Here is a 26,340-nt window from a genome sequence, read left to right on the forward strand (position 1 = left end):
TTTAAAAACACGAATGCACTTATCCACTGGTTAGCATTTTTTATAAGCGATAGCGGATGGGTGATTTATGATATTTAAAATCAAAATACAGCCAAACTAATTTAAACAATGACAACATTCGAAAGCGACATTAAAAGTGCCCCGCACGATCAGGAAAAAATTTTTTCTTTTATCTCCAACTTTAATAATTTTAAAAATCTGGTTCCTCAGGATAAAATAAAAGATTGGCAAAGTACGGAAGAAACCTGTCGCTTTAAAGTGGATGGCATTGGTGAGGCAGGGCTTAAAATAATTGATAAAGAGCCCTGCAAAACCATTAAATATTCTACCGACGGAAAAGTACCTTTTAATTTTTTCCTTTGGGTACAGCTTATACAGTTGGCCGATAAGGATACCCGAATAAAATTAACCTTGAAAGCCGAATTAAACCCCATGATGAAAATGATGGTGACCAAGCCAATAAATAAATTTTTAAATCTGCTGGGCGATTCCATTGCCGGGCATCACTATGATTAATCTCGCATAACAAATTCCACCTCTTTAAAAGCATAGCTGCGACGTTGGCCCTCATCTGTTTTTAAAAGCATATGTCCATAATCGTTAATGCCGGTAATACGTGCTTTAAATTCACCATTTTCATCTCTATAGCAATAAAGGCCATTTTTCCGGTATAGTTGCGCTAAGTACAGCCTGTTAACAGAATCGGGACCTGCGGTTCTTAAGGTATCCAGGTATTTTACAATGTTGGGTAAAATTTGGTTCAACAACTTACCCGGATCCAACGCTTTACCCCTTATAGCTTTTAATGAAACCGGATTAGGTGCATCACTTACAAAAACGGTTTGATTAACATTTAAACCTATACCCACCACCGAAGTACCAATTCTATTTTGGTAGAGGGCATTTTCAATTAAAATACCTCCTACTTTTTTATCCTGATAATAAATATCGTTAGGCCATTTTATCGTAAAACCAGAAGAATAAGTCTTTAAAGCATCCAGTATGCCTAAGGAAACCGCTTTTGAAATCAGAAACTGGTCTTGTATTTGCACATAAGCCGGTTTAAGCAAGATACTGAAGGTAAGGTTTTTTCCGGCTTCGCTTTCCCAGTGGTTTCCGGCCTGCCCTTTGCCAGCGGTTTGGCTATCGCACACCACAACAGTATACTCCTCCATAGGATCCGTTTGATGTAGCGACTTAAGCGTTTGGTTGGTAGATGCCAGGGCCGGGAATCGTAATATATTAAAATACTTAATGTTTGACATGCTTTTTTCGATATAAATGCGTCAATATGTCACCATGACAGGTAAATTAATTTCAGGAGCAAAAGTACTTAGTAAAACCGGATATAAAAATGCCGTATCTTCATGTTTTTGTAGTAAATTAGCCGATTCAAAAAAAACACAATTGCAAAAAAAGATATAAGATTAATGACAGAACAGGAGAACAAGCTAACTGAACAATTGGTAGATGCAGTTGTTGGGGGTATTCAAGAGCAAAAGGGCACAAATATTGCTATCCTCGACATGCGTAAAATAGAGGGCAGCATTTGCCAATATTTTATTATTTGCGATGGTGGCAGCAACACCCAAGTAGATGCAATTAGCGATTCAGTTTATGATTATGTGAGCAAAAAACTGGATCAAAAACCTTATCACATCGAAGGAAAAGAAAATGCAGAATGGGTTTTAGTGGACTATGTGGATGTTGTAGTTCATATATTTCAGCAACCCACACGCGCTTTTTACAACCTGGAAGGTTTGTGGGCTGATGCCAAACGAACCAACATCGAGAATTTATTTTAAGTAGTTATTTATTTTTTTCCGAATGAGCGAAGAGCAAAAACTAAAGAAAGAACCCGTTAAGGAAACCGGAGGTAATACCAATCCTAAGTTTCCTAAGTTTAACGGGTATTGGATATACGGCATCATCTTACTTTTATTGATTTCATTTTTTATGGTGAAACAGGAGGGTGTAGTAAAAAAAATGCCGTATAGTAAGTTTATCGAAAAAGTATTGCCTTCGGGTGATATTGAAATGCTTACTGTTATTACCAATGAAAACGCCTTAGAGGTGGTCATCAAAAAAAACAAACTCGAAAATTACAAAGATGAGTTTGGCGACACCTATTCTACTTTAACCGAAGGCACACCCCACTTTTTTGTTAAAGTACCATCGGTAGATAGTTTTGTAGAAGACTTGCGCCGTGTTGAACAGAGCCAAAACATTTCGATACCCAATACCTACGACCAGCGATCGAATTATTTTAACGAAGTACTGGGCTTTTTATGGCCATTGCTATTGCTACTTATCATCTGGATTTTTATTTTCAGGAAGATGGGAGCCCAGGGTGGAGCCGGTGGAGCCGGAAATATTTTTAATGTAGGTAAGTCCAGAGCGAAAATTTTTGACAAGGAAGCCGAGATAAAGGTAAACTTTACCGATGTAGCCGGTTTGGCCGAGGCCAAGCAGGAACTGGAAGAGATAGTAGAGTTTTTAAAGAAACCGGAAAAATTTACCAACCTGGGAGGTAAAATACCTAAGGGAGCCCTTTTAGTGGGCCCTCCCGGAACAGGTAAAACATTGCTAGCCAAAGCCATTGCGGGCGAAGCTAACGTACCCTTCTTTAGCATGTCAGGATCAGATTTCGTGGAGATGTTTGTAGGCGTGGGTGCCTCACGTGTGCGCGACCTGTTTAAAAAAGCCAAGGAAAAAGCACCCTGCATCGTTTTTATTGACGAGATAGATGCCATAGGGCGTGCACGAGGCAAAAACCCCAACATGGGGGGTAACGACGAACGCGAAAACACCTTGAACCAGCTACTAACCGAGATGGACGGTTTTGGCACCAACTCTGGCGTAATACTATTAGCAGCCACTAACCGTGCCGATATCTTGGACAGGGCCCTGATGAGGGCGGGCCGTTTCGACAGACAAATTCATGTAGAACTTCCTGACATTAAGGAACGTAAGCAAATTTTTGAAGTACATTTACGTCCGCTTAAATTATCTAAGGAAGTAAAGTCATCATTCCTGGCCAAGCAAACACCCGGTTTTTCGGGAGCCGACATAGCCAATGTATGCAACGAAGCGGCATTAATAGCAGCACGTGGAGATAAGGAGATAGTTGAAAAAGAAGATTTTTTAAATGCTGTAGACAGAATAGTGGGCGGTCTGGAAAAGAAAAATAAGATTATATCTAAGGACGAGAAAAAAGCCATTGCGTATCACGAGGCAGGCCATGCGGCAACAAGTTGGCTCCTGGAACATGCCCACCCACTGGTAAAAGTAACCATCGTGCCACGCGGAAAAGCATTGGGTGCAGCCTGGTATCTTCCCGAAGAACGGCAGCTCACCACCACGGAGCAAATGTTAGACGAAATATGTTCGGCATTAGCTGGAAGAGCAGCCGAAGAGTTAGAGTTTGGCAAAATATCCACCGGAGCACTTAACGATCTGGAAAAAGTAACCAAACAGGCTTACGCAATGGTAACCTATTATGGCATGGGTAAAAAACTGGGCAATGTTAGTTATTTTGATTCGAGAGGACAAAACGAATACGGTTTTACAAAGCCGTACAGCGAAGAAACCGCACAAGCCATAGACCAGGAGGTATCGGCCATTATTGAAGAACAGTACCAGCGTGCCAAAAAAATACTCATGGAAAACAAGGATAAACATGCCCAGTTGGCCAATTTATTGTTGGAACGCGAAGTTATCTTTAGTGAAGATCTGGAAGCTATCTTTGGAAAACGTGTAAACAAGCACGTTATTCAGTTTGATGAAAACGGGGGCAATGTGGACGAAGATGATAATGGTAAAAAAGAAAGCAGCGCTGGTAAAGGCACAGCAGCGGAAAATAAAGATACCATAGAGCCGGAAAACAAAAAACAACCTTTATAGATGAGTAATTTTTGGCAGCGCCTGCTTACGGGCCTTCTATTTGTGATTGTAGTGGCAGGCGGAATATATTATCATCCACTCACTTATTTCGCGATATTTTTTCTGGTGATTATAGCCGGTGTGTATGAGCTGAATACATTTTTATCGAAAGCCGGCATAAAAATAGATTTTATAAGCACCCTGGGCATTGCTATCTTTGGCTACGTAGCCTTTTTTTTGGTACATTCCGGCATTTCAAAAGCTTCTATTTATTACTTATTTATCCCATTGGTATCCGTACTTTTTATTAGGGAGTTGTTTAAGGACATCATTACACCTTTTACAAATATAGGAGCCGGACTGTTGTGCGCCCTGTATATTGGAGCACCCTTTGCCTTAATGCACAGTTTGGCTTTTACACATGGTAACTATAACTTCAAATTACCCCTATCGGTTTTTATTTTAGTATGGATAAACGATACCGGTGCATATTTGTCGGGGGTAAGCATTGGCAGGCACAAGTTTTTTAAACGCATATCGCCTAAAAAAACATGGGAAGGAACTATTGGTGGTTTTGTGATTACCCTACTTGCTGCCTATGTTATTTCCTTATTCTGGGATGATTTAAACGGGATACAGTGGGTGGTTTTTGGTGGGATAATATCCGTGATGGCCGTGTTGGGCGATTTAATAGAGTCGATGTTTAAGCGCTGTATTAACATCAAAGATTCGGGTTCTTTTTTTCCCGGACACGGCGGACTCTTAGACCGTTTTGATGCGGTAATATTTGCCTTACCTATGGCGGTATTTTACATTGAGTTTTTTGTGCGGTAGTAGCTTTTAAAAGTATAAAATAGGTATTGCAAAAATAAGGCCCCGGCAAATTGCCGGGGCTTTATTGCTTAAATGCCTACAAAATTTCTTTCATAGCGGTCATGGCATCGCGCAACTCGGCGCCTATCATTTCAACATCATGAAAACGTATGGCCTCATTAATCTCCACCAGTTCTTTATTGCCCACTCCGGCATCAACACCCGCATTAAAATTTTCACCGATAAGCCGGGTATCCACTTTCGACATAAAATCCGTTAACAGGGGTTTACAAGCATGGTCGAACAAATAGCATCCGTACTCTGCGGTATCGGAAATCACCCGGTTCATCTCAAACAATTTTTTACGTGCAATGGTATTGGCAATCAGCGGAGTTTCGTGTAGCGACTCGTAATAGGCACTTTCTTCTTTTATGCCGGCTTCGGTCATTGTTTCAAAAGCGAGTTCCACACCGGACTTCACAAAAGCGACCAGCAAAGTGCCATGGTCGAAATATTCCTGCTCGCTTATTTCTACATCCGCGGCAGGTGTTTTTTCAAATTCTGTTTCACCTGTTTCTGCACGCCAGGCCAGTAAGTTTTTATCGTCGTTGGCCCAATCTTCCATCATAGTAGCAGAAAACTTTCCACTCATGATGTCATCCATATGTTTTTGGAATAACGGACGCATAATATCTTTCAGTTCCTCGGCTAATTTAAACGCTTCTATTTTGGCCGGGTTCGAAAGGCGATCCATCATATTGGTGATACCTCCAATTTTTAGTGCTTCGGTAATTACTTCCCAGCCATATTGAATAAGCTTAGAAGCATATCCTTTATCTATACCCTTTTCAACCATTTTATTGAACGACAGGATAGAACCGGTTTGTAACAATCCGCACAATATGGTTTGCTCTCCCATTAAGTCCGATTTTACCTCCGCCACAAACGAAGAAAGCAGTACGCCGGCATGATGCCCGCCTGTACCCACAGCGTAAGCTTTCGCAATCTCCAGGCCGTCGCCATTCGGGTCGTTTTCGGGATGTACTGCAATAAGGGTAGGTACACCAAAACCGCGTTTGTACTCCTCGCGAACTTCCGATCCGGGTGATTTAGGCGCTACCATAATAACGGTAATATCTTTACGAATCTGCATTCCCTCCTCCACAATATTAAAACCATGCGAATAGGAAAGAGTGGATCCATTTTTCATTAAGGGCATCACTTCGGTTACTACAGCCGTGTGTTGTTTATCGGGGGTTAGGTTTATAACCAAATCGGCAGTAGGAACCATTTCTTCGTAAGTACCTACCTTAAAGTTATTTTCGGTGGCATTTTTCCACGACTGGCGCTTCTCCTTGATGGCACCCGGACGCAAGGTATAAGAAACATCCAAACCTGAATCGCGCATGTTTAGTCCCTGATTTAATCCCTGTGCACCGCACCCTACAATCACTATTTTTTTGCCTTTTAGTTTTTCAACCCCATCGGTAAATTCCGAGCTGTCCATAAATTCACAAATACCCAGCTGGTTCAACTGCTCTCGCAAAGGTAATGTGTTAAAATAATTCGTCATTTTATTATGTTTTTAGATTATTTAATATCCTGTGTTTATGCGTATCTTATCTATCCGCATTAAGTATTTTTTTTATTGCCCTACAAGGTACATAAGATACCCATGCAAATCAACAGATAAATACTTAAAACTGTTTCGTACAAAAACAGCTAATTTAGGTACTTTTGGTGGATTATTAAAAATAAGGCAACTACATGGCCATGTAGCATGATAGCGCAGGTGTTCTCCGGCAAGCGCTGCAAGCCTCTTGCATTTTTATTCGGTGGATCGCTATTTATAAAGCTCCAATGTTTATGGGCAGGAATAAATGACTCTAAGCGGATTTGCAATGATTGCTTACCTTTTTTTAAAAAAGCGAAAATAAAATCCTTAACCTGGCGAATAAATTCTATGTACTATATTAATAATAAAGTCAATACACTGCTCCCCGTATACTTACCTCTCTTGCGGTTTACTACCCGACCGGCATACATACGACCTGAAATTGAAGTATCTTTTTACTTATCCTTTCATACGTTGTTTCTCTACCATAATCCAAGCGGTATCTAATAGCAACATCAACTGCTCGGCATGAAACTTTGTGTAGGAGTTGTTTTGTGTAGCCAACCAAAATAGCGCCACCACCTTATTGTTTGCGATGACAGGCAGGGTGATTGATTTTAACAATTCGTCTTTGAGGTTTTCCGATTTTTGAAAGGGATAATATTGTGTTGGTTTATTTTCAATTACTGCCCTTCTGAGCTGTAAAGCCTTATTTAAGCAGTCCATGTTATCCACATGTTGGCTTTGGCTTGCATAAGGATGGGTGAGTTGTACATTTTGCGACCAATTGTTGAGATAAAACAATCCCTTTTCGATATCGCAATGATACACCGCTCCTAAATCGCTATTGGTAAATTCTATACTTTGCTTCAGGGTAAAATCAAGCAGATCGTTGATAGAAGAGGCCTTATAATGGATGATATTGTCGAGCCCCACTAATCGTTTGTTTATCTGCTTTATCTTGTATTCTGCTTTTATGGCTTTAGTGGTATCTAAAGCAATAGAATGCAGAAACGCCTGGTTGTTTACCTTAATAAGGCTAGCAATAACATTTACGTTGCGAATGTGCCCCGAAGCAAGACGATGCTCAAACCTAAAAACACTTTGCTCTTCCTGCTTGGCAAGTTTCATTTTGGCCGCTATCTCTTCACGGCTTAACACATTGATTTGATCCATACTCATACCCAACAAGCTTTCTCTGCTGTATCCGTAAAACTTTACTGCGGTATCGTTAACATCTATAATTTCTGTTGTTTCCGGATCAACGATATACATAACGGCTTTACTCTTATCAAAAACTTTTTTAAATCGCTTCTCACTATCGGCTAAAGCCAGGGCAGTTTCTTTTTTATCGCTTACATCCAGATAGGTGCCCATCATTCTTAGCGGCTTACCATCTTCATCCCACTCTACCACACTACCTTTTGAGTGTACCCAAACAAAATGGCCTTTTTTATGTTTTTGCCTACTTTCTACATCAAAATAATCCAATTCTTTAGCAAATACACGTTCCATTATTTCCTTCACTCTTACTTTATCTTCGGAGGCAAAAAAATCATAAACCATAGCTTCACTTATTGGCTCAAGCTCGTCGATGGTATAGCCCAGTATTTGCGCCCATCGTTCATTAACGAAAAACTCGTTGCTTTGAATATTCCAGTCCCATGTACCAGCGTTTGTTCCTCTTAAAATACCCTCGGTCCGGTTTTTTTGTACCAGCAGAGCCGCTTTTGCTTTTTCACTTTCGGTAATATCGTTATATACAACGGCAAAAAAGTTTAGTTGTGGCGAATAGGCGTGCAGCTCATAATATTTATCCAGTTTTTCCACATATTCCACATATTTTTTTACTCCACCCGATAGCGCTACCTCGGCAAACATTTGTCGCCACTCATACGCACAATGCGCAAAAATTTCATTTCCTTTTTTATCTATGAGCTCATCGCGAGAGAGATTGTACAGTTGTAAAAGACGAGAATTGACATCCCGTATTATATAGTCTACAGGTTCCTTATCTTCGTTAAATACCAGCTCATATAATCCAAAGGCTTCGGGTAAGTTATTAAACAGACTCTTGTAAAGGTGTTGGCTTGTGATAACTTGTTTTTTTCTTATCATCCGATGGTCTGCTTCACTCTTGGGGCCAACACTGTGTGCGTTTAAAACACGCCGGCTGGCTTGCAATACTTTGTTTTTCTGTTTTATTTTCCCGCATAGCAAAGCGTACCTTTGTCTCTGTTTTCTTTTTGCTTTACGATATGCGCTGTTTTTAGAAATAGGCATAAATATTAATTCATTTTGCATGGCAAATAAACCGTGGTTACGGTACCGGCATTTTCCGCCATATTTCCAAACTCTAAAGTTCCATTGTGCAATAGAATAATCATTCTGGCCAAATAAAGTTCCATGGCATTGTTGCGTTCAAAGGTATAGTTTTGATTGCTCACCGACTTAAAAAAATGATTGAGCTCCTTCCCTTCGTAAGGACTTCCTGTGTCCACAATTTTTACTTTAATTTGTTTTTCCTCGCACGACACAATAACCTTTATAAATCCTTTGCGGGTAAAAATCATTGAGCAATCGAGCAAGGCACACAGGGCATTTTGTATAAATTCCCGGTCGGCTTCGGCGATGGCTTCTATGCATTCCATTGTAAAACGGCATTGTATATTTTTTGCCTTTACTTTTTCGGAAAATCCACTCACAATTGATTGTATCAAAGGCAGCATATCCAACCGTTCGAGCTTAAGCTGCGATATTCCCTTTAGCTGTAAATTAGATATTTGCAATGCCGCATAGGAATATTTCTCGAGATTAGAGACAGATGAGTCCAACAAGGTAACAATTTCCTGTATATGCTTATCGTGGGTATAAGTATTCAGCAAGTTAATAGATCCCATGATACCGTTTAAGGGCGTGCGCAGCTCATGACTTATGGAGTTCAGAAAATCATTTTTGGCTACATCCAGCTGCTTAAGGTTCTCGTTGGCCTCTTTCAAACGCTGGTACGATTCGTTAAGTTCCTCCGTTTTTTTTTCCACCTCGGAAGATAACCAACCATTAAGGTCGAGGATTTTTTCTCTGGATTTTTTAAGTTCAATATGGGTAGATAAACGAGCTAAAAGTTCCTTCTGGTTAAATGGCTTAGTAATAAAATCAACCCCACCCCGCTCAAAGCCCTCGGTAACACTTTCTACATCGGTTCGGGCTGTTAAAAAGATAACCGGTATATCGGCGTGGCGAGCATCTTTTTTAATTGTCTCGCAAGTTTCGAACCCGTTTATTTCGGGCATCATAACATCCATTAATATGGCATCAAAAGTAGCCACTTGCAGCCATTTAATGGCACTTTTTCCGTTAAGTGCCACCTCTACGGAATAGTTATTTTCGGCCAATAGTGCAGCCAGTACCTGTAAATTTTTTGGATTGTCGTCAACAATCAATATTTTGTTGTTCATTGTATTTTGCCGCTAATTAGGATTCAACTTCAGCGTTTAATTTGTCGCTTAGTTTGTCAATAAAGAGATGGAAGTTACGGATCATTTTCTGAATAGTTTCAAAATCAAAGGATTGGATGGCAGCCTCCAATTCTTGCTTATACTCCTCTAAGGGTGACCATGGTATCTGCTGCGTCGCCTTATCTATCTGAGATATAAACATATTTAATTTTTCTGAAGATAATATCTCATGTAAACTATCGCATAAGGGTACTACCGAAGTTTCTAATTGCTGCTTTAACTTACGCCTGTCTGTCTTGTTCAAACTAAATTCCTCATCTGTTATTTGCACACGTGCTTTATCCTGCTTTTGCTGTGGGCTTATAAATTTTGCTATCTCATTGACGAGATCCTGTTGGGTAATGGGCTTAGATATAAATCCATCGAACCCTGCTTCCTTTATTTTAAGTAACTCCTTAACATCACTGGATGAAGAGGTAGCTATAACGGGGATATATTTCGTTTTCTCGTTTGCTTTTATTTTATTAAAATATTTGTATCGGTTAATTTTAGGCATGCGAATGTCCATAATGATTAAAGCGGGGTTAACCTCCTGTACTATTTCAATCATTTGTTTTCCGTAAATACAAGATGTACAACTTAATTTCAGATTTTGCCCCTGAGCGCACAGCACATCCAGATTGGTTTGCACACTATCCACAATCATCACCCTCTCCCCGTTAAAAACCACATTGTTGCTTTGCTTATCCTCCAGCTCACAAAACAGATCGTTGGTCGCCTCCACATCGGGTATTGATATAGAAAAAGTACTTCCTGTATTTACTTCACTCTCCATGGTTATAACACCGCCCATCATACGCACCAATTTTTGAACAATGGACAAACCCAAGCCTGTTCCCTGCTGATCTTTTTCGTTGGGGCTTTTATCCTGAACAAAAGGATCAAATATATATCGCTGTTTGTTTTTAGCTATCCCCACACCGGTATCCGATACTTTAATCAATAGCTTTCCTTTATCCCGGGTATCACTAAAAGTAAATGCACAAGTAACACTCACTTGCCCCTGCTTTGTAAATTTTAGGGCATTACTGATTAGGTTGAGCAATATTTGGTTCATTTTTAAAGGATCTATAAAAATAAACTTAGGGAAATCTTTTTGCGGACGTACCACGAATTCAATTTGTTTTTCGGTAAATGCCAACGAAAAAGTTTGTTCAATCTCCTTAAGCAGGGATATGAAGTCCGTATTTTCCTTTCGTATTACCATGTGACCCGCCTCAATCTTTTCTAAATCCAGCAAATCACTTATCAAGGCCAGCAATACCTTGCCACTGGTTTTAATTGAATTAAGGTAACCATTAAAAGGCGGCTCTTGCATGTGCTTACTCAGCAGTTCGGAAAAACCTATGATCGCATTCATGGGGGTGCGGATTTCATGCGACATATTGGCCAGAAACATTGATTTTGCCTCATTTGCTTGTATGCTTTTATTGCGTTCTACCAGCAATGCGTTCATCAGCGCCTTGGTTTCCGAAATATCACTTAAAACACCTGTTATAACGCTTACACCATTACAATCCGTAATCAGCTGTCCTCCAAAGCGCAGCCACACATAGGTGTTGCTTGTATTTAAAAGGCGGAACTCCATGGTCAATTTCTTATCCTGAGATTTTGCAGCATAAGCCATTGATTCGCGTATATATTCCAGGTCGTGGGTATGTATACGTGTTTTAATCCAATCCAATTCTAACTTTCCCTTGTCTAAAACATAGCCGGTTATATCTGTAAATATTTTATTGGTCAGCAGGGTTTGTGAACGAAAATTATACTCAACGTAAGCAATATTGCCAGATTCCATGCTAAACTCCAGCCTATCCTTGAGCTCGGCCAGCTCATGTTCGCTTGAAACACGATCCGTTACGTCCATCCTCACTTCGGCCATATGCCAAACATTGGGTTTATACTCATACGGAAAGGCAACCACTTGAATGGTTTTGTCTTTGTTTCGATACCTGAAGGTAGACTTTGTTTTAATCACCTTTTTTCGGGGACATTGAGCGCACAAGGTATTGTTGTCGGCAAAATGATGGTAACATTTATCGTGAATGTTGTTAATATCCTCATGGCTGTGAAAAATAATATCGCCATGCTCATTGCTGATAGATAACACGGTATTGGTAGCCATCAAAATATTGTGCAGCTGTTTGTTCAGTATGGTTTGCCCATTTTTGCAGCTCTTGAGCGCAGAAAAATAATGCATAAACCCATTCAACTCTTCAGTATCCTGGTTTTGTTGGCCTGCATTATGTGCTCTCTTCAGCTCGTGGAGAGCCACCTGATCGCCTACTGTTTTGCAAAATACCGATACTGTACTACTTACCTCATCCAATACAAAACCGCTGTCAAAAAACAGTACAATGGCACCCCAGGTTTTACGGTTTCCGGGCACAACAGGTGCTATATATTGTGTTAGCTGTTTCCCATTGCCAATAATATTTGGCTCATTAAATCCTTCGTCCAGACCAAAAAACTTACTGCTTATTACTTTATCCAGTCCGTAAGGATGATTATTTTCCTTTGTAGAAGCCAAAATACGCAGGCTTGGCCCCATACTTTTAGACAAAAAAACAAGCGATGCTCCCGTTAATTTTTGTAGCATTAACATTTGCTGGTTCCAGCTAACTGTAAGGCTAATGTGTGCTGATGTTCTTATCGTTCCCGGCATATGCTAATTACTCCACACCATAGTTAGTACCTAAAAAATAATTGATTCTAAATTGTTAATGTGATACGGAACTTTGCCGAAAATTGTTTCCTTTTTTTATATATTTCGATTTCTAATTTTTATAGCCTTCCAATATGATTAAGATTACTCTAACTTTTTTGCTGCTTGCGTTTACGATAGGCACAACCCAATCACAAAATAAAAAAGCACTCTCCGTAGATGATTACGATATATGGAAATCTCTACGCGGAGCCATCTTATCCAACAACGGTAAATGGGTATCGTATCAAATTAACCCACAAAAAGGCGATGGTTACCTGTATCTGTACAATACAGAAAACCAGCAATTGGACTCCGTGGCACGAGGTACCGCTGCTGTTTTTTCGCCTGAAAATAATTTTTTGGCTTTTAAAGTGGTGCCACAAGCCGATACTGTAAGAACCTTGAAGCTTAAAAAAACCAAAGACGAAAAGATGCCCAAGGACACCCTTGTAGTTTGGAATTTAATAAGCGGCGAAAAAAAAAGCTATCCGCGTATAAAAAACTTTACTGTACCCAAAAAAAAAGGTGATTGGCTGGTAGCTCATTTTCATAAAAAAATATCCAAAGAAGGGCAGGATACGGATAGCTTACTTAGAGACAGTACACACCTGGCGATGGACTTCCCTAAAACAGAAAGCACAATTATTAACAACGATTCTACAACGAAAAAGAAGAAAACACCCACAAAATTCAAAAGCAAAGGTACCCAGCTTGTTTACCTAAACCCCATTAATGGCGATAGCATTTCGTTTGCTGACGTGGTAAAATATAGTGTACCAAAATATGGCGAAGGCATTTTTGTGGTGCAATCTGTTGGCGATTCTATTGAAGAAACAAAAATAAAACGCCTTGCTACCACGCAGTTAAAAACAGACAGCCTGTTTCATAAACAGGGGAATTTGAGTGCCTTAAGCTGCGACGACCATGCCGGGCAGCTCGGTTTTTTGTTTAGTCCTGATACAGCCAAAACTAAAACCTATCGCCTGTACCACTGGCTGCACAAAAAAAACCAACTTAACATGGTTGTAGACACCATGCATCCAAAATTACCACAAGGCTGGAGTGCACATACAAAAGGCAAGCTTTGGTTTTCGGAAAAAGGGGATAAATTATTTTTTGGCAGCGGAAAAAGACCCAGTGAAGAAGCTAAAGACACCTTGCTAAAAAGCGAAAAAGTGTTTGTAGATATTTGGAACTGGAAAGATAAGCGCCTGCAGCCCATGCAAAAAAAGAATCTGAACAAAGACAAAGACAGAGCCTATAAAGCAGTTTACCTTATAAAACCCGGCATTGTTACTCAACTGGAAACCGAAACATTTAATTCGGTAAGCATATTAGAAGATGGGAACTGGGATTATGCCGTTGTCACTGATGATACGCCCTATCTCAGGGCTTCGTCGTGGAGTGGTGTTTGGGCCAAGGATTTTTACCGGATAGATTTGGCTTCGGGCGAGCGCTCCCTGATACAGAAAAAAATAGCCAACAAATACAGCTTTTCGCCTGATGGGGATTTTTTATGTTGGTACAACCCCACGGACAGCACATGGTACCTGAATAACCTAAAAAACAATACAAAAACACCCATCAGCAATAACATAGAGCTCCCATTTTACAATGAGCTTAACGACGTGCCCAATTCACCACGCGCGTATGGGGTGGCAGGATGGAGCCCCGGAAGTTCGGAAGTATATATCTACGACCGCTTCGATATCTGGAAGTTCGACACTCGCTTAAAAAACCAAGCCTTAAACCTAACACAAGGTATGGGAAGACAACAGAAAACCAGATTCCGTTATGTAAACCTGGACAAGGACAATAAATACATAAACGAAAAAGAAGGTGTATTACTCCATTTCCTTAACGAAGAAAACAAAAACCAAGGCTATGGATGGCTAAAGAATGGCAGCTGGGAAAGCTGCATCCACGAGCCTGCCAACTTTTCAAAACCCATAAAAGCCAAAAACTCAGATCAAATGATTTGGCGAAAAGGAGACTTTAGGCAGTATCCCGAACTATATTACAGCACATTGCAGTTTACCGCCACACAACTCATCTCCAATACCAACCCTCAACAAAGTTTATACAACTGGGGTAACATACAATTAATCAATTACAATGCTTTGGATGGAAAAGAATACCAGGGTTTATTGGTTACACCCGAAAACCTTGATCGTTCGAAAAAATACCCCATGATCGTATATTATTACGAGCGCGACTCCGAAAGACTCCATCGCTACTACTCCCCTGCGCCCAGCCGCTCCACCGTTAACTGGACCATGTATGCCAGCAATGGCTATGTGTTGTTTATACCTGACATTGCTTATCGCACGGGTGATCCCGGATTGAGTGCCTACGAAGCCATTATGGGTGGCGTGATGTCCGTAACGCAGCGGTTCGATTTTATCGATAGTAATAACATCGGCCTTCAGGGACAAAGCTGGGGTGGGTATCAAACCGCCCATATGATTACGCGCACCAATATGTTTAAAGCTGCTATGGCGGGCGCTCCGGTGAGCAACATGACCAGCGCCTACGGGGGGATACGCTGGGGTACAGGCAGCAGCCGTATGTTCCAGTACGAACGCACCCAATCGCGGATAGGCGGTACGCTATGGGATAAATTTACAAAGTATGTAGAAAACTCACCCGTATTTTATGTGCCACAGATAGAAACGCCCTTACTGATGATGCACAACGACAACGACGGGGCAGTACCCTGGTACCAGGGAATCGAAATGTTTGTAGCCATGCGCAGGCTTAACAAACCGGTTTGGATGCTCACGTATAACGATGAGGAGCACAACTTAACACGCAGAGCCAATTCCATAGACCTGAGCATACGCATGAGGCAATTCTTCGATCATTATCTAAAAGGAAAGCCAGCGCCCGTGTGGATGGAACACGGAATTCCTGCCGTTGAAAAAGGGCATAATATGGGCTACGATTTAGTGGAGTAATTTTAATAGGTTTGTATAAAAAAGCGCATTTTTTTTATTAGCACGAATTATTACTTGTATCTTTGTATTTTGTTACGAATAGGGTAGCTTTTAAATCCTTAACTGCTAAGCAATTCGGCAAAACACTTGGTAACCTGACACTTAGCCTCCCAGTATTGATGGAGTTGGCTTTGTTACTAATTTATTAAGCCATGAAATTTACTTTTATAAAAACAGCGCCTCACCGAACTTTTAACCACAATCCTATTTATTACGATCCGGCAAAGGAGGAGAGGGAGAAAAGAAATAAACGCATCAGGAGCGAACTTGGACAGGAAATTGAGAATGACAAGGAGAGCATTGAGGACCGAGTGAGAGGTCAGATGCGCCGAAAAATCAAAGGTAACTTTGATGTAGCGCGGAAAGAAAAAAAGCGATCCAACATTCGACTGGCCATCATCCTCCTTGGTTTGATAGTGGCGTTTTATTACTTGTTAATGTCGAGTGCCGAGTGGATACTCAAATATATGTAATGGCAGCCCACTACCTGCCCGGATTGTAATACATACCCCAGCGTGAATTCAAGGCTTCGCTTGCTGCCACCAATGGGCATAAGTGCAGAGTAAGCCATTAATCGTTGCCTAATACACACATTGCAGTCCTTATAAAAGTTCAGCATTCAATCACATAAAACATCTGTTAGTCAGATGTTTTATTCTATATAAGCATTTCATTTATGTCAGATATAATTCAACTGTTGCCTGATTCAGTGGCCAATCAAATTGCCGCCGGCGAAGTGATACAACGCCCTGGTTCCATGCTAAAAGAATTGGTGGAGAATGCCATTGATGCAGGCAGTACCGATATTAAAATAATTGTTAAAGATGCCGGAAGAACACTCGTGCAGGTTATCGACAATGGCTGTGGCATGTCGGCAACAGATGCACGCCTGGCCTTTGAGCGTCATGCCACCTCCAAAATAAAAAATGCCAACGACTTGTTTGCCATCCGTACCATGGGTTTTAGAGGCGAAGCACTGGCCTCTATCGCAGCGGTAGCACAAACCGAACTAAAAACTAAAAAACAAGGCGACGAACTGGGCACTCATCTGGTGTTGTCGGGATCCGAAGTGCAAAAACAAGAAGTAACCAATTGCCCCACCGGAAGTAACTTTATTGTTCGCGATTTATTTTTTAACGTGCCGGCGCGTCGTAGATTTCTAAAAAAAGACAGCACCGAATTACGACATATCATCACCGAATTTCAGCATGTGGTACTGGCCAACCCCGACATTAGCTTTAGTCTCGAACACAACAACATGTCAATGTTTCAGCTTCCGGTATCCAACCTTAGGCAGCGCATTATAAACATGACTGGAAAAAACATGAACAACCAGCTGGTACCCGTCGAAACCAACACCACACTGATTAAGATACACGGTTTCATCGGTAAACCACAGGCAGCGCGCAAGTCCTCGGGCGATCAGTTCTTTTTTGTGAATCAGCGCTATATGCGTCACCCCTATCTGCACAAAGCCGTCACCGAAGCCTATGCCAACCTGATATTGCCCAATACCATACCGGCCTATTTTTTGTATTTTGAGGTAGATCCTAAAATCATTGATATCAATATTCACCCTACCAAAACCGAAATAAAATTTGAAGATGAGCGCGCCATCTGGCACATTTTACATGCGAGCATTAAGGAGAGTCTGGGTAAACACAATATGATTCCTTCCATCGACTTTGATACAGATGATAAAGTAAACCTGCCTGTGGCCGATAAAAACACGGACAGGGACGCTCCGCCCATTAAGGTTAATCCGCATTTTAACCCCTTTGACACCCCAACACCAGACACTTCCAGCTTTGGAGGGCCATCTTTGCATCCACCGGCTGATAGCAGCAGGAACAGCTCCACATCATCACCTAAAGGGTGGGAGCAACTGTACAATGACTTTGAGTCCGAAAAAGGAAGCATGCCCTTTGAGGCCGAGGCACATACACAAACTGTAGCTTCGTCCAATTGGGACACCGCACCCGAGCACCATCAGCATACCTTGAATGCAGACGAAAGTGAGGGTGGAGCAAGGCCGGGGGCATCGTGCTTTCAATTCAAAAACAAATATATCCTTACGGCCGGAAAATCCGGACTGATGATGGTTGATCAAAAAAGAGCACACGAACGTATCCTGTTTGAACGTTTAATGAAATCCATAAGCACCCGGCAAAGCATGACACAGCAAAACCTGTTTCCGGAACAATTGGAATTCAATACCCAGGATGCGGTTGTGGTAAGGGAGCTAATGCCCGACCTGAAATTATTCGGACTGGATATGAACGAATCTAAAACAAATATGTTTGAGGTAAAAGGCATGCCGGTTAATATGGAAAAAATGAACCCTAAACTACTGCTGGATCAGATTATTGAAGACCATAAGCATGGCGAGGTAGATTTACAAACCGATTTAAAGGAACGGATAGCTCGCTTAATGGCCAGGCAATCATCCATCAAGTCGGGGCAAACACTTCGCTCAGAAGAGATGGACGAATTGATAGGGCAGCTATTTGCTTGCGAGGTACCTAATTACTCGCCCGATGGCAAACCAATCATCTCCATAATTTCAAATCAGGAAATAGACATGCGTTTTAAATGACAGTATGGCACACTCCATGGGTTTATTACACGCTTAATCAATTTGGCTTAAAGCTTGTTAAGCTCGTAAATTGGGAAATTTAAGAAAAGTATCAGGACAGTAGTCTACAAAGATAATTATTAAGGTTTAACCGGCCGTTTATGGCGGAATTCAATAAAAATAAGACATTTATATATGTACAGGCAACGAAGTATTTTTAGCAACATACCATCCGTAGTAAAAAATTTACTAATTATAAATGCACTCGCATTCTTTGCGATGTATATTTTTTCGCAAGGTGTTAATATTCCGGGCTTGGGGCTTGTTCGTTTCGATTTGAATGTAATATTAGGGCTATATACACCCGGGAGCGAGCATTTCAAGTTTTTTCAGTACATCTCGTACATGTTTATGCACGGCAATTTAACCCATATCTTTTTTAATATGTTTGCCGTTTTTATGTTTGGCAGAATATTAGAGCGAACCTGGGGGCCCCACAAGTTTCTGTTTTATTATCTGGTTACCGGTATTGGTGCCGGCTTGTTGTATGTAATGGTGGGATTCATACGGGCTAAACTACTGGCTGCCAGCTTGCCACCCACTTTGGTCAACGATATATACGTACACGGCCAGTCGATACTATTCAGCAACAAAAACTACGTAGATTCCGGCGCAGCTTCCTTAAATCTTTTGGTAAACATGCCCATGGTGGGCGCATCAGGTGCCGTATTTGGTTTACTGCTGGCTTTTGGAATGATGTTCCCCGACGAATATATTTATTTATACATGCTTGTTCCGGTAAAGGCCAAATACTTTGTAATGGGCTATGGAGGGCTCGAGATTTATTTGATGCTACAGAACAATCCCGGCGACAATGTAGCACATCTGGCTCACCTGGGCGGTATGCTATTTGGTTTTATATTGATACGATTGTGGCGTAAAAGGAATATTTATTAATTTTTTTCCAAGTGATATCAACAAAATAGCTATTTTTATATTATGGCAATTACAGACGAAATAAAAGATTCTTTTAGGAGAGGGGGCGTTTTAACCCGGCTCATTTACATTAATCTGGGGGTGTTTCTGGCTTTTTTAATTATTGATATCCTGTTTTCTTTGTTCAACCAGCAACATATTGCCACGATGGTAAAAAGCTGGTTCTCGGTACCTGCCGACCCCATGGCTCTTTTGCTTAAGCCCTGGAGCATTTTCACCTACATGTTTTTACATTACGATTTTTTGCATATCCTCTTTAATATGCTTTATCTGTACTGGTTTGGGCGGATTTTTTTGCAGTTTTTCAATCCCCGGCAGTTGCTGGGCGTTTATTTTATGGGCGGTTTAGCCGGAGCACTCCTTTATATGGTTTCGTATAATATTTTCCCGGCACTCAGTAACTTTACCGAATCGCCTATTATGATGGGCGCCTCGGCCTCTGTAATGGCCATTATTTTTGGCACAGCCAGCTACTCACCCAATTACCGGGTGCACCTGATTTTTTTAGGCCCCGTAAAGTTGATGTACCTCGCTATTGGCATGCTTATTTTAGATTTAATAGCCATCCCCACCCTCTCCAATACCGGCGGGCATTTGGCTCATATTGGTGGTGCATTGTTGGGTATGTATTTTGCATCCAGGGGGACCAAAGGCAAGGATATCACTATGCGCTTTAACCGTTTTATGGACAGCCTGGTATCTATGTTTTCGCGCAAGCCAAAAATGAGGGTGACCCACTCCAATAAACCGCCAACCAATGATATGGAGTACAATGCCCGCAAACGTAAAAAACAAGGCGAGATAGACCGCATTTTGGATAAAATAAAAACCAGTGGGTACGATAGCCTCTCGAAACAAGAAAAAGACGACCTGTTTAATGCCAGCAATAACTGATGCGTAATTTCTTCCATAAAATAACCCGATCATTGCTGTCTATCCTCAATTTGATAGCGCTGTTGTTGCTCGGGCTCGCCTATTTGGGAGTATATGTAAGCCCCGAAAATATTAGTTTCCTTTCTATCGTAGGATTTGGCTTTCCGCTTATTTGGCTTGCCAACCTGTTTTTTGCGGTTTTTTGGATTTTCAGAAAACGTAAACGAGCGGTTCTTTCTTTCCTGGCTATTATTGTAACCTGGCGACTATGGCAGGCTGTTTTCCCGATGAACCTGGGGCACGAAATAAACAGCAAAGAACTCAACAACCCCTTACATGTTATGTCGTACAATGTGCGCATGTTCGATAAATATGTGTGGACCGGTGATAAAGATACACCTCAAAAAATTTATGATTTTATCAAAGAACAAAATCCTGATGTACTTTGTGTGCAGGAATTTTATATCAACAACAAAAAAACCCAACATTCCGAAAACAACATCCTATCAAAATTTAAACAGTTTAAATACAAGCATTTAGAATACAATATAAAAACCCATTCCGGAAAGAAATATGGCTTAGCCACTTTTTCAAAATACCCTATAACCCATCAAAAACCCTTGTTATTTGAGAATACCACCAACTTCAGCATTCAAACAGATATCGAAGTAAAAGGACAGCGGATACGGGTATTCAATAATCATCTGGAATCCGTTCGCCTAAAGCAAGAGAATTATAATTTCATCGACAGCTTAGAGTTTAAAAGTGATAAAGAGCGGGCTAAAGGAGCCTACGATATACTAAAAAAATTAAACAAAGCACTGGCACATCGGGCTACTCAGGCACAAACCATAGGGCGGCACATCCAGAACTCTCCCTACCCGGCAGTTGTATGTGGCGATTTTAACGACACACCAGTTTCCTATGTCTACCGTACAGTCAGGGGCGAACTGAAAGATGCTTTTATTGAATCCGGAAGAGGACTGGGGGGAACCTACAACGGCAAACTACCCTCCTTTCGTATCGACTTTATTTTTCATGATGCCAGGTTTAAGTCGTATAACTTTAAGCGTAATAAAATGAACTACAGCGACCATTATCCTATTTCTGCACTTATAGAACTGCAGCCAAAAAGATAAAAACGCTCTTGCAAGTCAACATCTCCACTTGCATATACATGGCCAAACCCATAATTACTTTTTTTACCAAATGGATGCAATCATGAAAAAAATTCTATTTTATTGGGGCGAGCTAAAATCCACCTTCTGGTTTTTACCAGTTGTATTTATTCTGTTGGCAATAGTTTTTGCATTACTATTTGCCTATTTCGATAGTCAGGTGCAGTTTCCCGACAAAGGTATTTGGCCTTATATTTTGGTTGGGAGTGCTTCTTCGGCCCGTACCATACTGGCCACCATTTCGGCCGCCATGATTGGGGTAGCCGGAACGGTATTTTCCATTACGCTGGTTGCCCTCACCTTGGCATCGTCGCAATTTGGCCCACGGCTTATCCGTAATTTTATGTACGATCGTTTTAACCAGGTGGTGCTGGGTACCTATATCGCTACCTTTATTTATTGTTTGATGGTGCTAAACACAATAAAAGAAACCGACCATCTTATCTATATTCCCTCGCTATCTATATTGTTTGCCATTATAGCTGCGGTTGCTAACATCATTCTTCTTGTAATTTTTATCCACCATATATCCGTGAGCATCCAGGCCGACAAGGTAATCTCTGACATATCGGAATCTATGTCAAAAAACATCAGCTCCTTATTTCCCGATACATTAGACGATGTTAAAAGTAAAAGGCCCCATTACGACGAAAAGGCACTGAAGAACGCCTGTACAACAAAACAAACCATTTTAGCTGCTAAAAGTGGTTACCTACAATATATCGACAATGATGCCCTGGTAGCCTTAGCGTTAGATTATGATTTTTTAATACATTTAAATTGCAGGGCAGGCGATTATTTGGTCAAAGAGTCTGAATTAGGGACAGTATATGCCGGTAAAAACATTGAGGATGAACAAATAAAAAAAATTAGCCATCAGCTTATTATTGGCCAAACCCGCACACGACAACAAGATGCGGAACACGCCATTCATCAAATGGTAGAGATAGCTGCCAGAGCGCTGTCGCCGGGTGTTAACGACCCCTATACGGCCATAGCCTGTATCGATAATCTCACCTCCACCATGTGCTACTTATCCAGGGTTAAATTTCCCTCAAAACACCGCACGGATAAGGATAAGCGTTTACGCCTTATCGTAGAAACATTTTCGTTTAACGGCATGCTCAATGCGGCTTTTAACCAAATACGTCAATACGCCAAAGGGAGCCCTTCGGTTGTTATACGCTTGATGGATGCTTTAATAACGATAGATCAATTTACCCATAAACCGGACTACAAAATATCGCTTAAGAAACATGCAGAAATGATAATGAACATGGCAAAAGAATCGTTTACTGAACCAAACGATATAAAAGATGTTAAAGAAAGGTATGCGCTAATTGTGAAAGACTAATTAGTACTTGCAAGAGATTAATAAAGACGGCGAATAAATTTGTTTTATTACAGCTACGAATTAAAGATTGGTTTATTTTTTTTGTGCACAAACTAATTTGCTATTTTTGCAGAAGAACATATTAAAATAAAGTATTAATTATATAATAATTACGCTATGGCAATTGAAGTAACAGATGCAAATTTTGAAGAAATAGTTCTAAAATCGGACAAACCAGTATTGGTTGATTTTTGGGCTGAATGGTGCGGTCCCTGCAGAATGGTTGGCCCAGTGGTAAAAGAATTGGCCGACGATTACGGCGACAAAGCGGTTGTAACCAAAATGGATGTGGACAGTAATCCGGCCACCTCGGTTAAGTTTGGGATCAGAAACATACCCACTATACTTTTCTTTAAAAACGGAGAAGTAGTTGACAAGCAAGTTGGTGCCGTTCCAAAAACTATTTTGGCATCCAAGCTTGATGCCCTCATGTAATGGATTAAAATAAAAGCTTAAAAAGGTCATTCGTTAAGGATGACCTTTTTTTATGCCTGTTTTGCTGCAAATTTTACTTTAAATAAGTACTAATCTCAACTTTTCCGCTTACTTTTAAAAAAAAAGAAACTATGGATGCTACTTTTTATGATTCGTTTTGGTTTGTTTTTGTTTTGCTTCCCCTACTCATTTTTATATCGCGCATTTTGGATGTTAGCATTGGTACTTTGCGTATCATATTTGTATCCAGAGGTGATAAAATTATTGCACCCATATTGGGCTTTTTTGAGGTGCTGATATGGATTCTGGCGATAACGGGTATCATGGCGAATCTGGACAATTGGATTACTTATGTGGCCTATGCCGGGGGATTTGCTGCAGGCAATTATATCGGTTTACTTTTGGAGGAGCGCATGGCATTAGGCGTTCGCATGATACGTATCATCACCTCGCATGATGCGAACCCCTTAATTGCGAACCTACGTAGCGCCGGCTTTGGTGTAACCACCGTTAGGGCAACAGGTAAAGATGGTATGGTGCATGTAATTTATTCTATTATTCCCCGCAGTAAAACAACGCAGGTGGTTGAAAAGATAAAGGAATTTAACCCCAGAGCCTTTTACTCGGTGGAGGATGTTAGAGGAATTAATACCAACAGCTACAGCTTTGGTCAGCGTACCCCTGCTATACTTACCCCGCGTTGGATGAGGAAAGGCAAGTAGGGAGCATTGAATTTTATGACTAATCCTTTGATGCAATGCCCATAAAAATAAACACGGTACATACCATTAAAAAGCAACTGCAATTGCTTCCAAAAGAGGTGGTGATTGCGTATTGCATGCGCTTGGTTAAATATAAAAAGGACAACAAGGAATTGCTCAATTACCTGCTGTTTGAGCAGGACTACGAAGCGGATTACATCAACGAGATAAAAGCTGATATAAAAGCAGCTTTTATCGAAATAAACCGGGAGACCTTTTATTATGCAAAAAAAAATATCCGTATGATACTTAAAACTACAACAAAGCATATTAAATACTCGGGCAAGAAAGAAACTGCGGTAGAGCTGTTGCTATTTTTCTGTCTGCAAATGAAAAGTTGTGGCGTTTCGTTTAAAGAAAGTAGGGTAATGACTAATTTATACCAGCGGCAGCTAACAAACATAGAGAAAGCACTCGATGCCCTTCACGAAGATATCAGGATAGATTATGAAGAAGAATTAAACGAAGTTAAGAAAGGTTTGCTTTAAAACTTCAGGGCAGCGTTCTGCTAATATTCCTGCGAATATCAAATAAATAAGAAAGATATTATCGTAGCGACAACGGAAGGTAAGCGAGGCCTATCCACAAAAAAAGGGAGCCCAACCGGACTCCCTTTTTATAATATCAGATAAAATACAATTAAGCTTTTTGCACTCTCTTGTAACCATAGATAGCACCCTCGCCCAATTCCTCCTCGATACGGAGCAACTGATTGTATTTGGCCATACGATCCGAACGGCTCAAAGAACCTGTTTTAATCTGTCCACTGTTAGTGGCTACGGCAATATCGGCAATGGTAGAATCTTCTGTTTCGCCCGAGCGGTGTGAAGTAACTGAGGTATAACCGGCTCTGTGCGCCATTTCAATGGCATTTAAGGTTTCGGTTAGCGTACCAATTTGGTTTACTTTTATAAGGATAGAATTAGCAGCACCCAACTCTATACCTTTTTTAAGGTAATCTACATTGGTAACAAACAGGTCATCGCCAACAATCTGACACTTATCGCCAATCTTGTTATTCAGGGCAACCCATCCGTCCCAATCGTTCTCGTCCATCCCGTCTTCGATAGAATCGATGGGGTATTTCTCCACTAATTCGGCGAGGTAAGCCGCCTGCTCAACAGAGTTACGTTTTTTACCATTGGGCTCATAAATGCTGTAATCGTAAACACCGTCTTTAAAGAACTCGGAGGCGGCACAATCCATGGCGATAGAGATATCACCACCATCCTCGGCACGTCCGGGATTATAGCCGGCGTTTTTAATTGCCGTAAGGATAGCATCAATTGCATCCTCTGTACCACCCAGCATAGGTGCAAAGCCACCTTCGTCACCCACAGCTGTAGACAATCCTTTTCCTTTTAACACTTTGGCCAGCGCGTGGAATACTTCCGCACCCATACGCAAACCTTCTTTAAAGGAAGGAGCACCAATAGGACGAATCATAAACTCCTGAAATGCGATGGTTGCATCAGAGTGAGATCCACCATTGATAATATTCATCATGGGCACAGGTAAAGTACGTGCATTGGTACCTCCTATATAACGATACAAAGGCATTTCCAGATACTCAGCAGCCGCTCTTGCTGTGGCTAAAGAAACACCCAGAATACCATTGGCTCCTAATTTGCTTTTAGTTTTAGTACCGTCCAGCTCCAACATTTTTGTATCGACACCTACCTGATCAACCACATTATAACCGATTAATTCGGGGGCAATAATATCGTTAACATTGGCCACGGCTTTTTGAACGCCTTTGCCCAAATAACGATTTTTATCTCCATCTCTAAGCTCTAAAGCTTCGTGCTCACCAGTAGATGCACCGGACGGAACAGCCGCTCTACCCATTACACCACAATCTAAAGTAACTTCTACCTCAATGGTAGGGTTTCCGCGTGAATCCAGAATCTCGCGGGCATGTACATTTGCAATTTGTCCCATAATATCAACTTTAAAAATTAACTTATTAAAATATTATAAAAAAAGGATAAAAGCACGTGGCAATTATCCTTTTATTTTTTTCATGAAACCAAGTATTTAATACTGATTCACTATTCTTTAGCTTTATCCTCGTCTGCTTTGGCCTCGGTAGATTCTACTGAATCTTTCTTCTCCGCTGCTTTTTCAGCACTTGCTTCGGCAGTAGTTGTTGCCTTAGCGGTGGCTGTAGACTTTTTACGACGCGTACGACGTGTTTTCTTTTCTTCCGTTCCCTTGCCAGCCGTAAGCATGTTTTCGTTGTAATCCACCAATTCGATATAACACATATCTGCATTATCTCCCAATCGGTTTCCCAGCTTTAAAATACGCGTATAACCACCTGGTCGTTCGCCTATTTTAGCTGCTACTTCTCTAAACAGCTCCGACACTGCTTCTTTATTTTTTAGGTAACTAAAAACAACTCTTCTTTGTGCAGTAGAATCATCCTTAGATTTTGTAATAAGCGGCTCCACGTAAATACGCAATGCTTTTGCTTTAGCCTCTGTGGTTTTAATTCTTTTATGCATGATAAGAGAATTAGCCATATTAGCCAACATTGCTTTACGGTGAGCACTTTTTCGACCTAAGTGATTAAACTTTTTTCTATGTCTCATCGCA

General features: G+C 40.9%; 21 protein-coding genes. 14 read left to right on the forward strand and 7 right to left on the reverse strand.

Features of this window, described 5'->3' with window-relative positions; genetic code table 11:
- The first annotated feature begins 108 nt into the window (after nucleotides 1–108).
- The gene (locus FN809_RS15700; protein ID WP_142534484.1) at nucleotides 109–516 is read left to right on the forward strand and encodes an SRPBCC family protein; all 408 of its coding nucleotides are present in this window, start codon (nucleotides 109–111) and stop codon (nucleotides 514–516) included.
- On the opposite strand, the gene FN809_RS15705 is transcribed toward FN809_RS15700, so the two are convergent.
- Nucleotides 513–1,265 (reverse strand): biotin--[acetyl-CoA-carboxylase] ligase, encoded by a 753-nt coding sequence (locus tag FN809_RS15705; protein ID WP_142534485.1) that lies wholly within the window; start codon nucleotides 1,263–1,265, stop codon nucleotides 513–515. The genes FN809_RS15700 and FN809_RS15705 overlap by 4 nt on opposite strands.
- A gap of 165 nt (nucleotides 1,266–1,430) precedes the next feature.
- Here FN809_RS15705 and rsfS point away from each other — a divergent pair, with 165 nt between their 5' ends.
- The 3 genes from rsfS to FN809_RS15720 are packed head-to-tail and all read left to right on the forward strand — an operon-like array spanning nucleotide 1,431 to nucleotide 4,716.
- Nucleotides 1,431–1,805, forward strand: coding sequence for a ribosome silencing factor (gene rsfS, locus FN809_RS15710; protein WP_142534486.1), 375 nt, complete (start codon nucleotides 1,431–1,433; stop codon nucleotides 1,803–1,805).
- A gap of 22 nt (nucleotides 1,806–1,827) precedes the next feature.
- Complete coding sequence (gene ftsH / locus FN809_RS15715) at nucleotides 1,828–3,903, forward strand: ATP-dependent zinc metalloprotease FtsH (RefSeq protein ID WP_142534487.1); 2,076 nt, start codon at nucleotides 1,828–1,830, stop codon at nucleotides 3,901–3,903.
- Nucleotides 3,904–4,716, forward strand: a complete 813-nt coding sequence (locus FN809_RS15720) for a phosphatidate cytidylyltransferase (RefSeq protein WP_142534488.1) — start codon at nucleotides 3,904–3,906, stop codon at nucleotides 4,714–4,716. It begins immediately after the preceding gene.
- Nucleotides 4,717–4,792: 76 nt separating this feature from the next.
- Here FN809_RS15720 and ilvC read toward each other — a convergent pair whose 3' ends face one another.
- The 4 genes from ilvC to FN809_RS15740 all read right to left on the reverse strand — a co-directional run bounded on the left by ilvC (nucleotide 4,793) and on the right by FN809_RS15740 (nucleotide 12,427).
- On the reverse strand, nucleotides 4,793–6,268 hold the full coding sequence (ilvC, locus tag FN809_RS15725) for a ketol-acid reductoisomerase (RefSeq protein ID WP_142534489.1): 1,476 nt from the start codon (nucleotides 6,266–6,268) through the stop codon (nucleotides 4,793–4,795).
- A 501-nt stretch (nucleotides 6,269–6,769) separates the two neighbouring features.
- Complete coding sequence (locus tag FN809_RS15730) at nucleotides 6,770–8,593, reverse strand: PAS domain S-box protein (protein ID WP_185957587.1); 1,824 nt, start codon at nucleotides 8,591–8,593, stop codon at nucleotides 6,770–6,772.
- A gap of 5 nt (nucleotides 8,594–8,598) precedes the next feature.
- Nucleotides 8,599–9,768, reverse strand: a complete 1,170-nt coding sequence (locus FN809_RS15735) for a hybrid sensor histidine kinase/response regulator (protein WP_142534491.1) — start codon at nucleotides 9,766–9,768, stop codon at nucleotides 8,599–8,601.
- A gap of 16 nt (nucleotides 9,769–9,784) precedes the next feature.
- Nucleotides 9,785–12,427, reverse strand: coding sequence for a PAS domain-containing hybrid sensor histidine kinase/response regulator (locus tag FN809_RS15740; RefSeq protein ID WP_185957588.1), 2,643 nt, complete (start codon nucleotides 12,425–12,427; stop codon nucleotides 9,785–9,787).
- A gap of 200 nt (nucleotides 12,428–12,627) precedes the next feature.
- Here FN809_RS15740 and FN809_RS15745 point away from each other — a divergent pair, with 200 nt between their 5' ends.
- The 10 genes from FN809_RS15745 (at nucleotide 12,628) to FN809_RS15790 (ending at nucleotide 24,230) form a co-directional block, all read left to right on the forward strand.
- Complete coding sequence (locus FN809_RS15745; RefSeq protein WP_142534493.1) at nucleotides 12,628–15,492, forward strand: alpha/beta hydrolase family protein; 2,865 nt, start codon at nucleotides 12,628–12,630, stop codon at nucleotides 15,490–15,492.
- Nucleotides 15,493–15,683: 191 nt separating this feature from the next.
- Nucleotides 15,684–16,004: a hypothetical protein gene (locus FN809_RS15750; RefSeq protein ID WP_142534494.1), complete on the forward strand. Its 321-nt coding sequence runs from the start codon at nucleotides 15,684–15,686 to the stop codon at nucleotides 16,002–16,004.
- 203 nt (nucleotides 16,005–16,207) lie between these two features.
- A complete protein-coding gene (gene mutL / locus FN809_RS15755) occupies nucleotides 16,208–18,127 on the forward strand; it encodes a DNA mismatch repair endonuclease MutL (RefSeq protein ID WP_142534495.1) in 1,920 nt (639 codons plus the stop codon).
- Nucleotides 18,128–18,301: 174 nt separating this feature from the next.
- Nucleotides 18,302–19,063 carry a rhomboid family intramembrane serine protease gene (locus tag FN809_RS15760; RefSeq protein ID WP_142534496.1) on the forward strand — a complete coding sequence of 254 codons (762 nt, stop codon included), beginning with the start codon at nucleotides 18,302–18,304 and terminating at the stop codon, nucleotides 19,061–19,063.
- A 42-nt stretch (nucleotides 19,064–19,105) separates the two neighbouring features.
- Entirely contained in the window at nucleotides 19,106–19,996 is an 891-nt protein-coding gene (locus tag FN809_RS15765; protein WP_142534497.1) for a rhomboid family intramembrane serine protease, read from the forward strand.
- On the forward strand, nucleotides 19,996–21,114 hold the full coding sequence (locus tag FN809_RS15770; protein ID WP_142534498.1) for an endonuclease/exonuclease/phosphatase family protein: 1,119 nt from the start codon (nucleotides 19,996–19,998) through the stop codon (nucleotides 21,112–21,114). The genes FN809_RS15765 and FN809_RS15770 overlap by 1 nt, the downstream gene beginning before the upstream one ends.
- Nucleotides 21,115–21,196: 82 nt before the next feature.
- Nucleotides 21,197–22,507: a DUF2254 domain-containing protein gene (locus tag FN809_RS15775; RefSeq protein WP_142534499.1), complete on the forward strand. Its 1,311-nt coding sequence runs from the start codon at nucleotides 21,197–21,199 to the stop codon at nucleotides 22,505–22,507.
- 156 nt (nucleotides 22,508–22,663) lie between these two features.
- Complete coding sequence (gene trxA, locus FN809_RS15780) at nucleotides 22,664–22,981, forward strand: thioredoxin (protein ID WP_142534500.1); 318 nt, start codon at nucleotides 22,664–22,666, stop codon at nucleotides 22,979–22,981.
- A 131-nt stretch (nucleotides 22,982–23,112) separates the two neighbouring features.
- Nucleotides 23,113–23,703: a DUF2179 domain-containing protein gene (locus FN809_RS15785; protein ID WP_142534501.1), complete on the forward strand. Its 591-nt coding sequence runs from the start codon at nucleotides 23,113–23,115 to the stop codon at nucleotides 23,701–23,703.
- A 35-nt stretch (nucleotides 23,704–23,738) separates the two neighbouring features.
- Nucleotides 23,739–24,230 (forward strand): hypothetical protein, encoded by a 492-nt coding sequence (locus FN809_RS15790; RefSeq protein WP_142534502.1) that lies wholly within the window; start codon nucleotides 23,739–23,741, stop codon nucleotides 24,228–24,230.
- Nucleotides 24,231–24,381: 151 nt separating this feature from the next.
- On the opposite strand, the gene eno is transcribed toward FN809_RS15790, so the two are convergent.
- Entirely contained in the window at nucleotides 24,382–25,683 is a 1,302-nt protein-coding gene (gene eno, locus FN809_RS15795) for a phosphopyruvate hydratase (RefSeq protein ID WP_142534503.1), read from the reverse strand.
- A 110-nt stretch (nucleotides 25,684–25,793) separates the two neighbouring features.
- A complete protein-coding gene (gene rplQ, locus FN809_RS18240) occupies nucleotides 25,794–26,336 on the reverse strand; it encodes a 50S ribosomal protein L17 (protein ID WP_142534504.1) in 543 nt (180 codons plus the stop codon).
- Between the last annotated feature and the right edge of the window lie 4 nt (nucleotides 26,337–26,340).

Origin of the sequence: Saccharicrinis carchari, assembly GCF_900182605.1 — a bacterium.
GTDB classification, from domain to species: domain Bacteria; phylum Bacteroidota; class Bacteroidia; order Bacteroidales; family Marinilabiliaceae; genus Saccharicrinis; species Saccharicrinis carchari.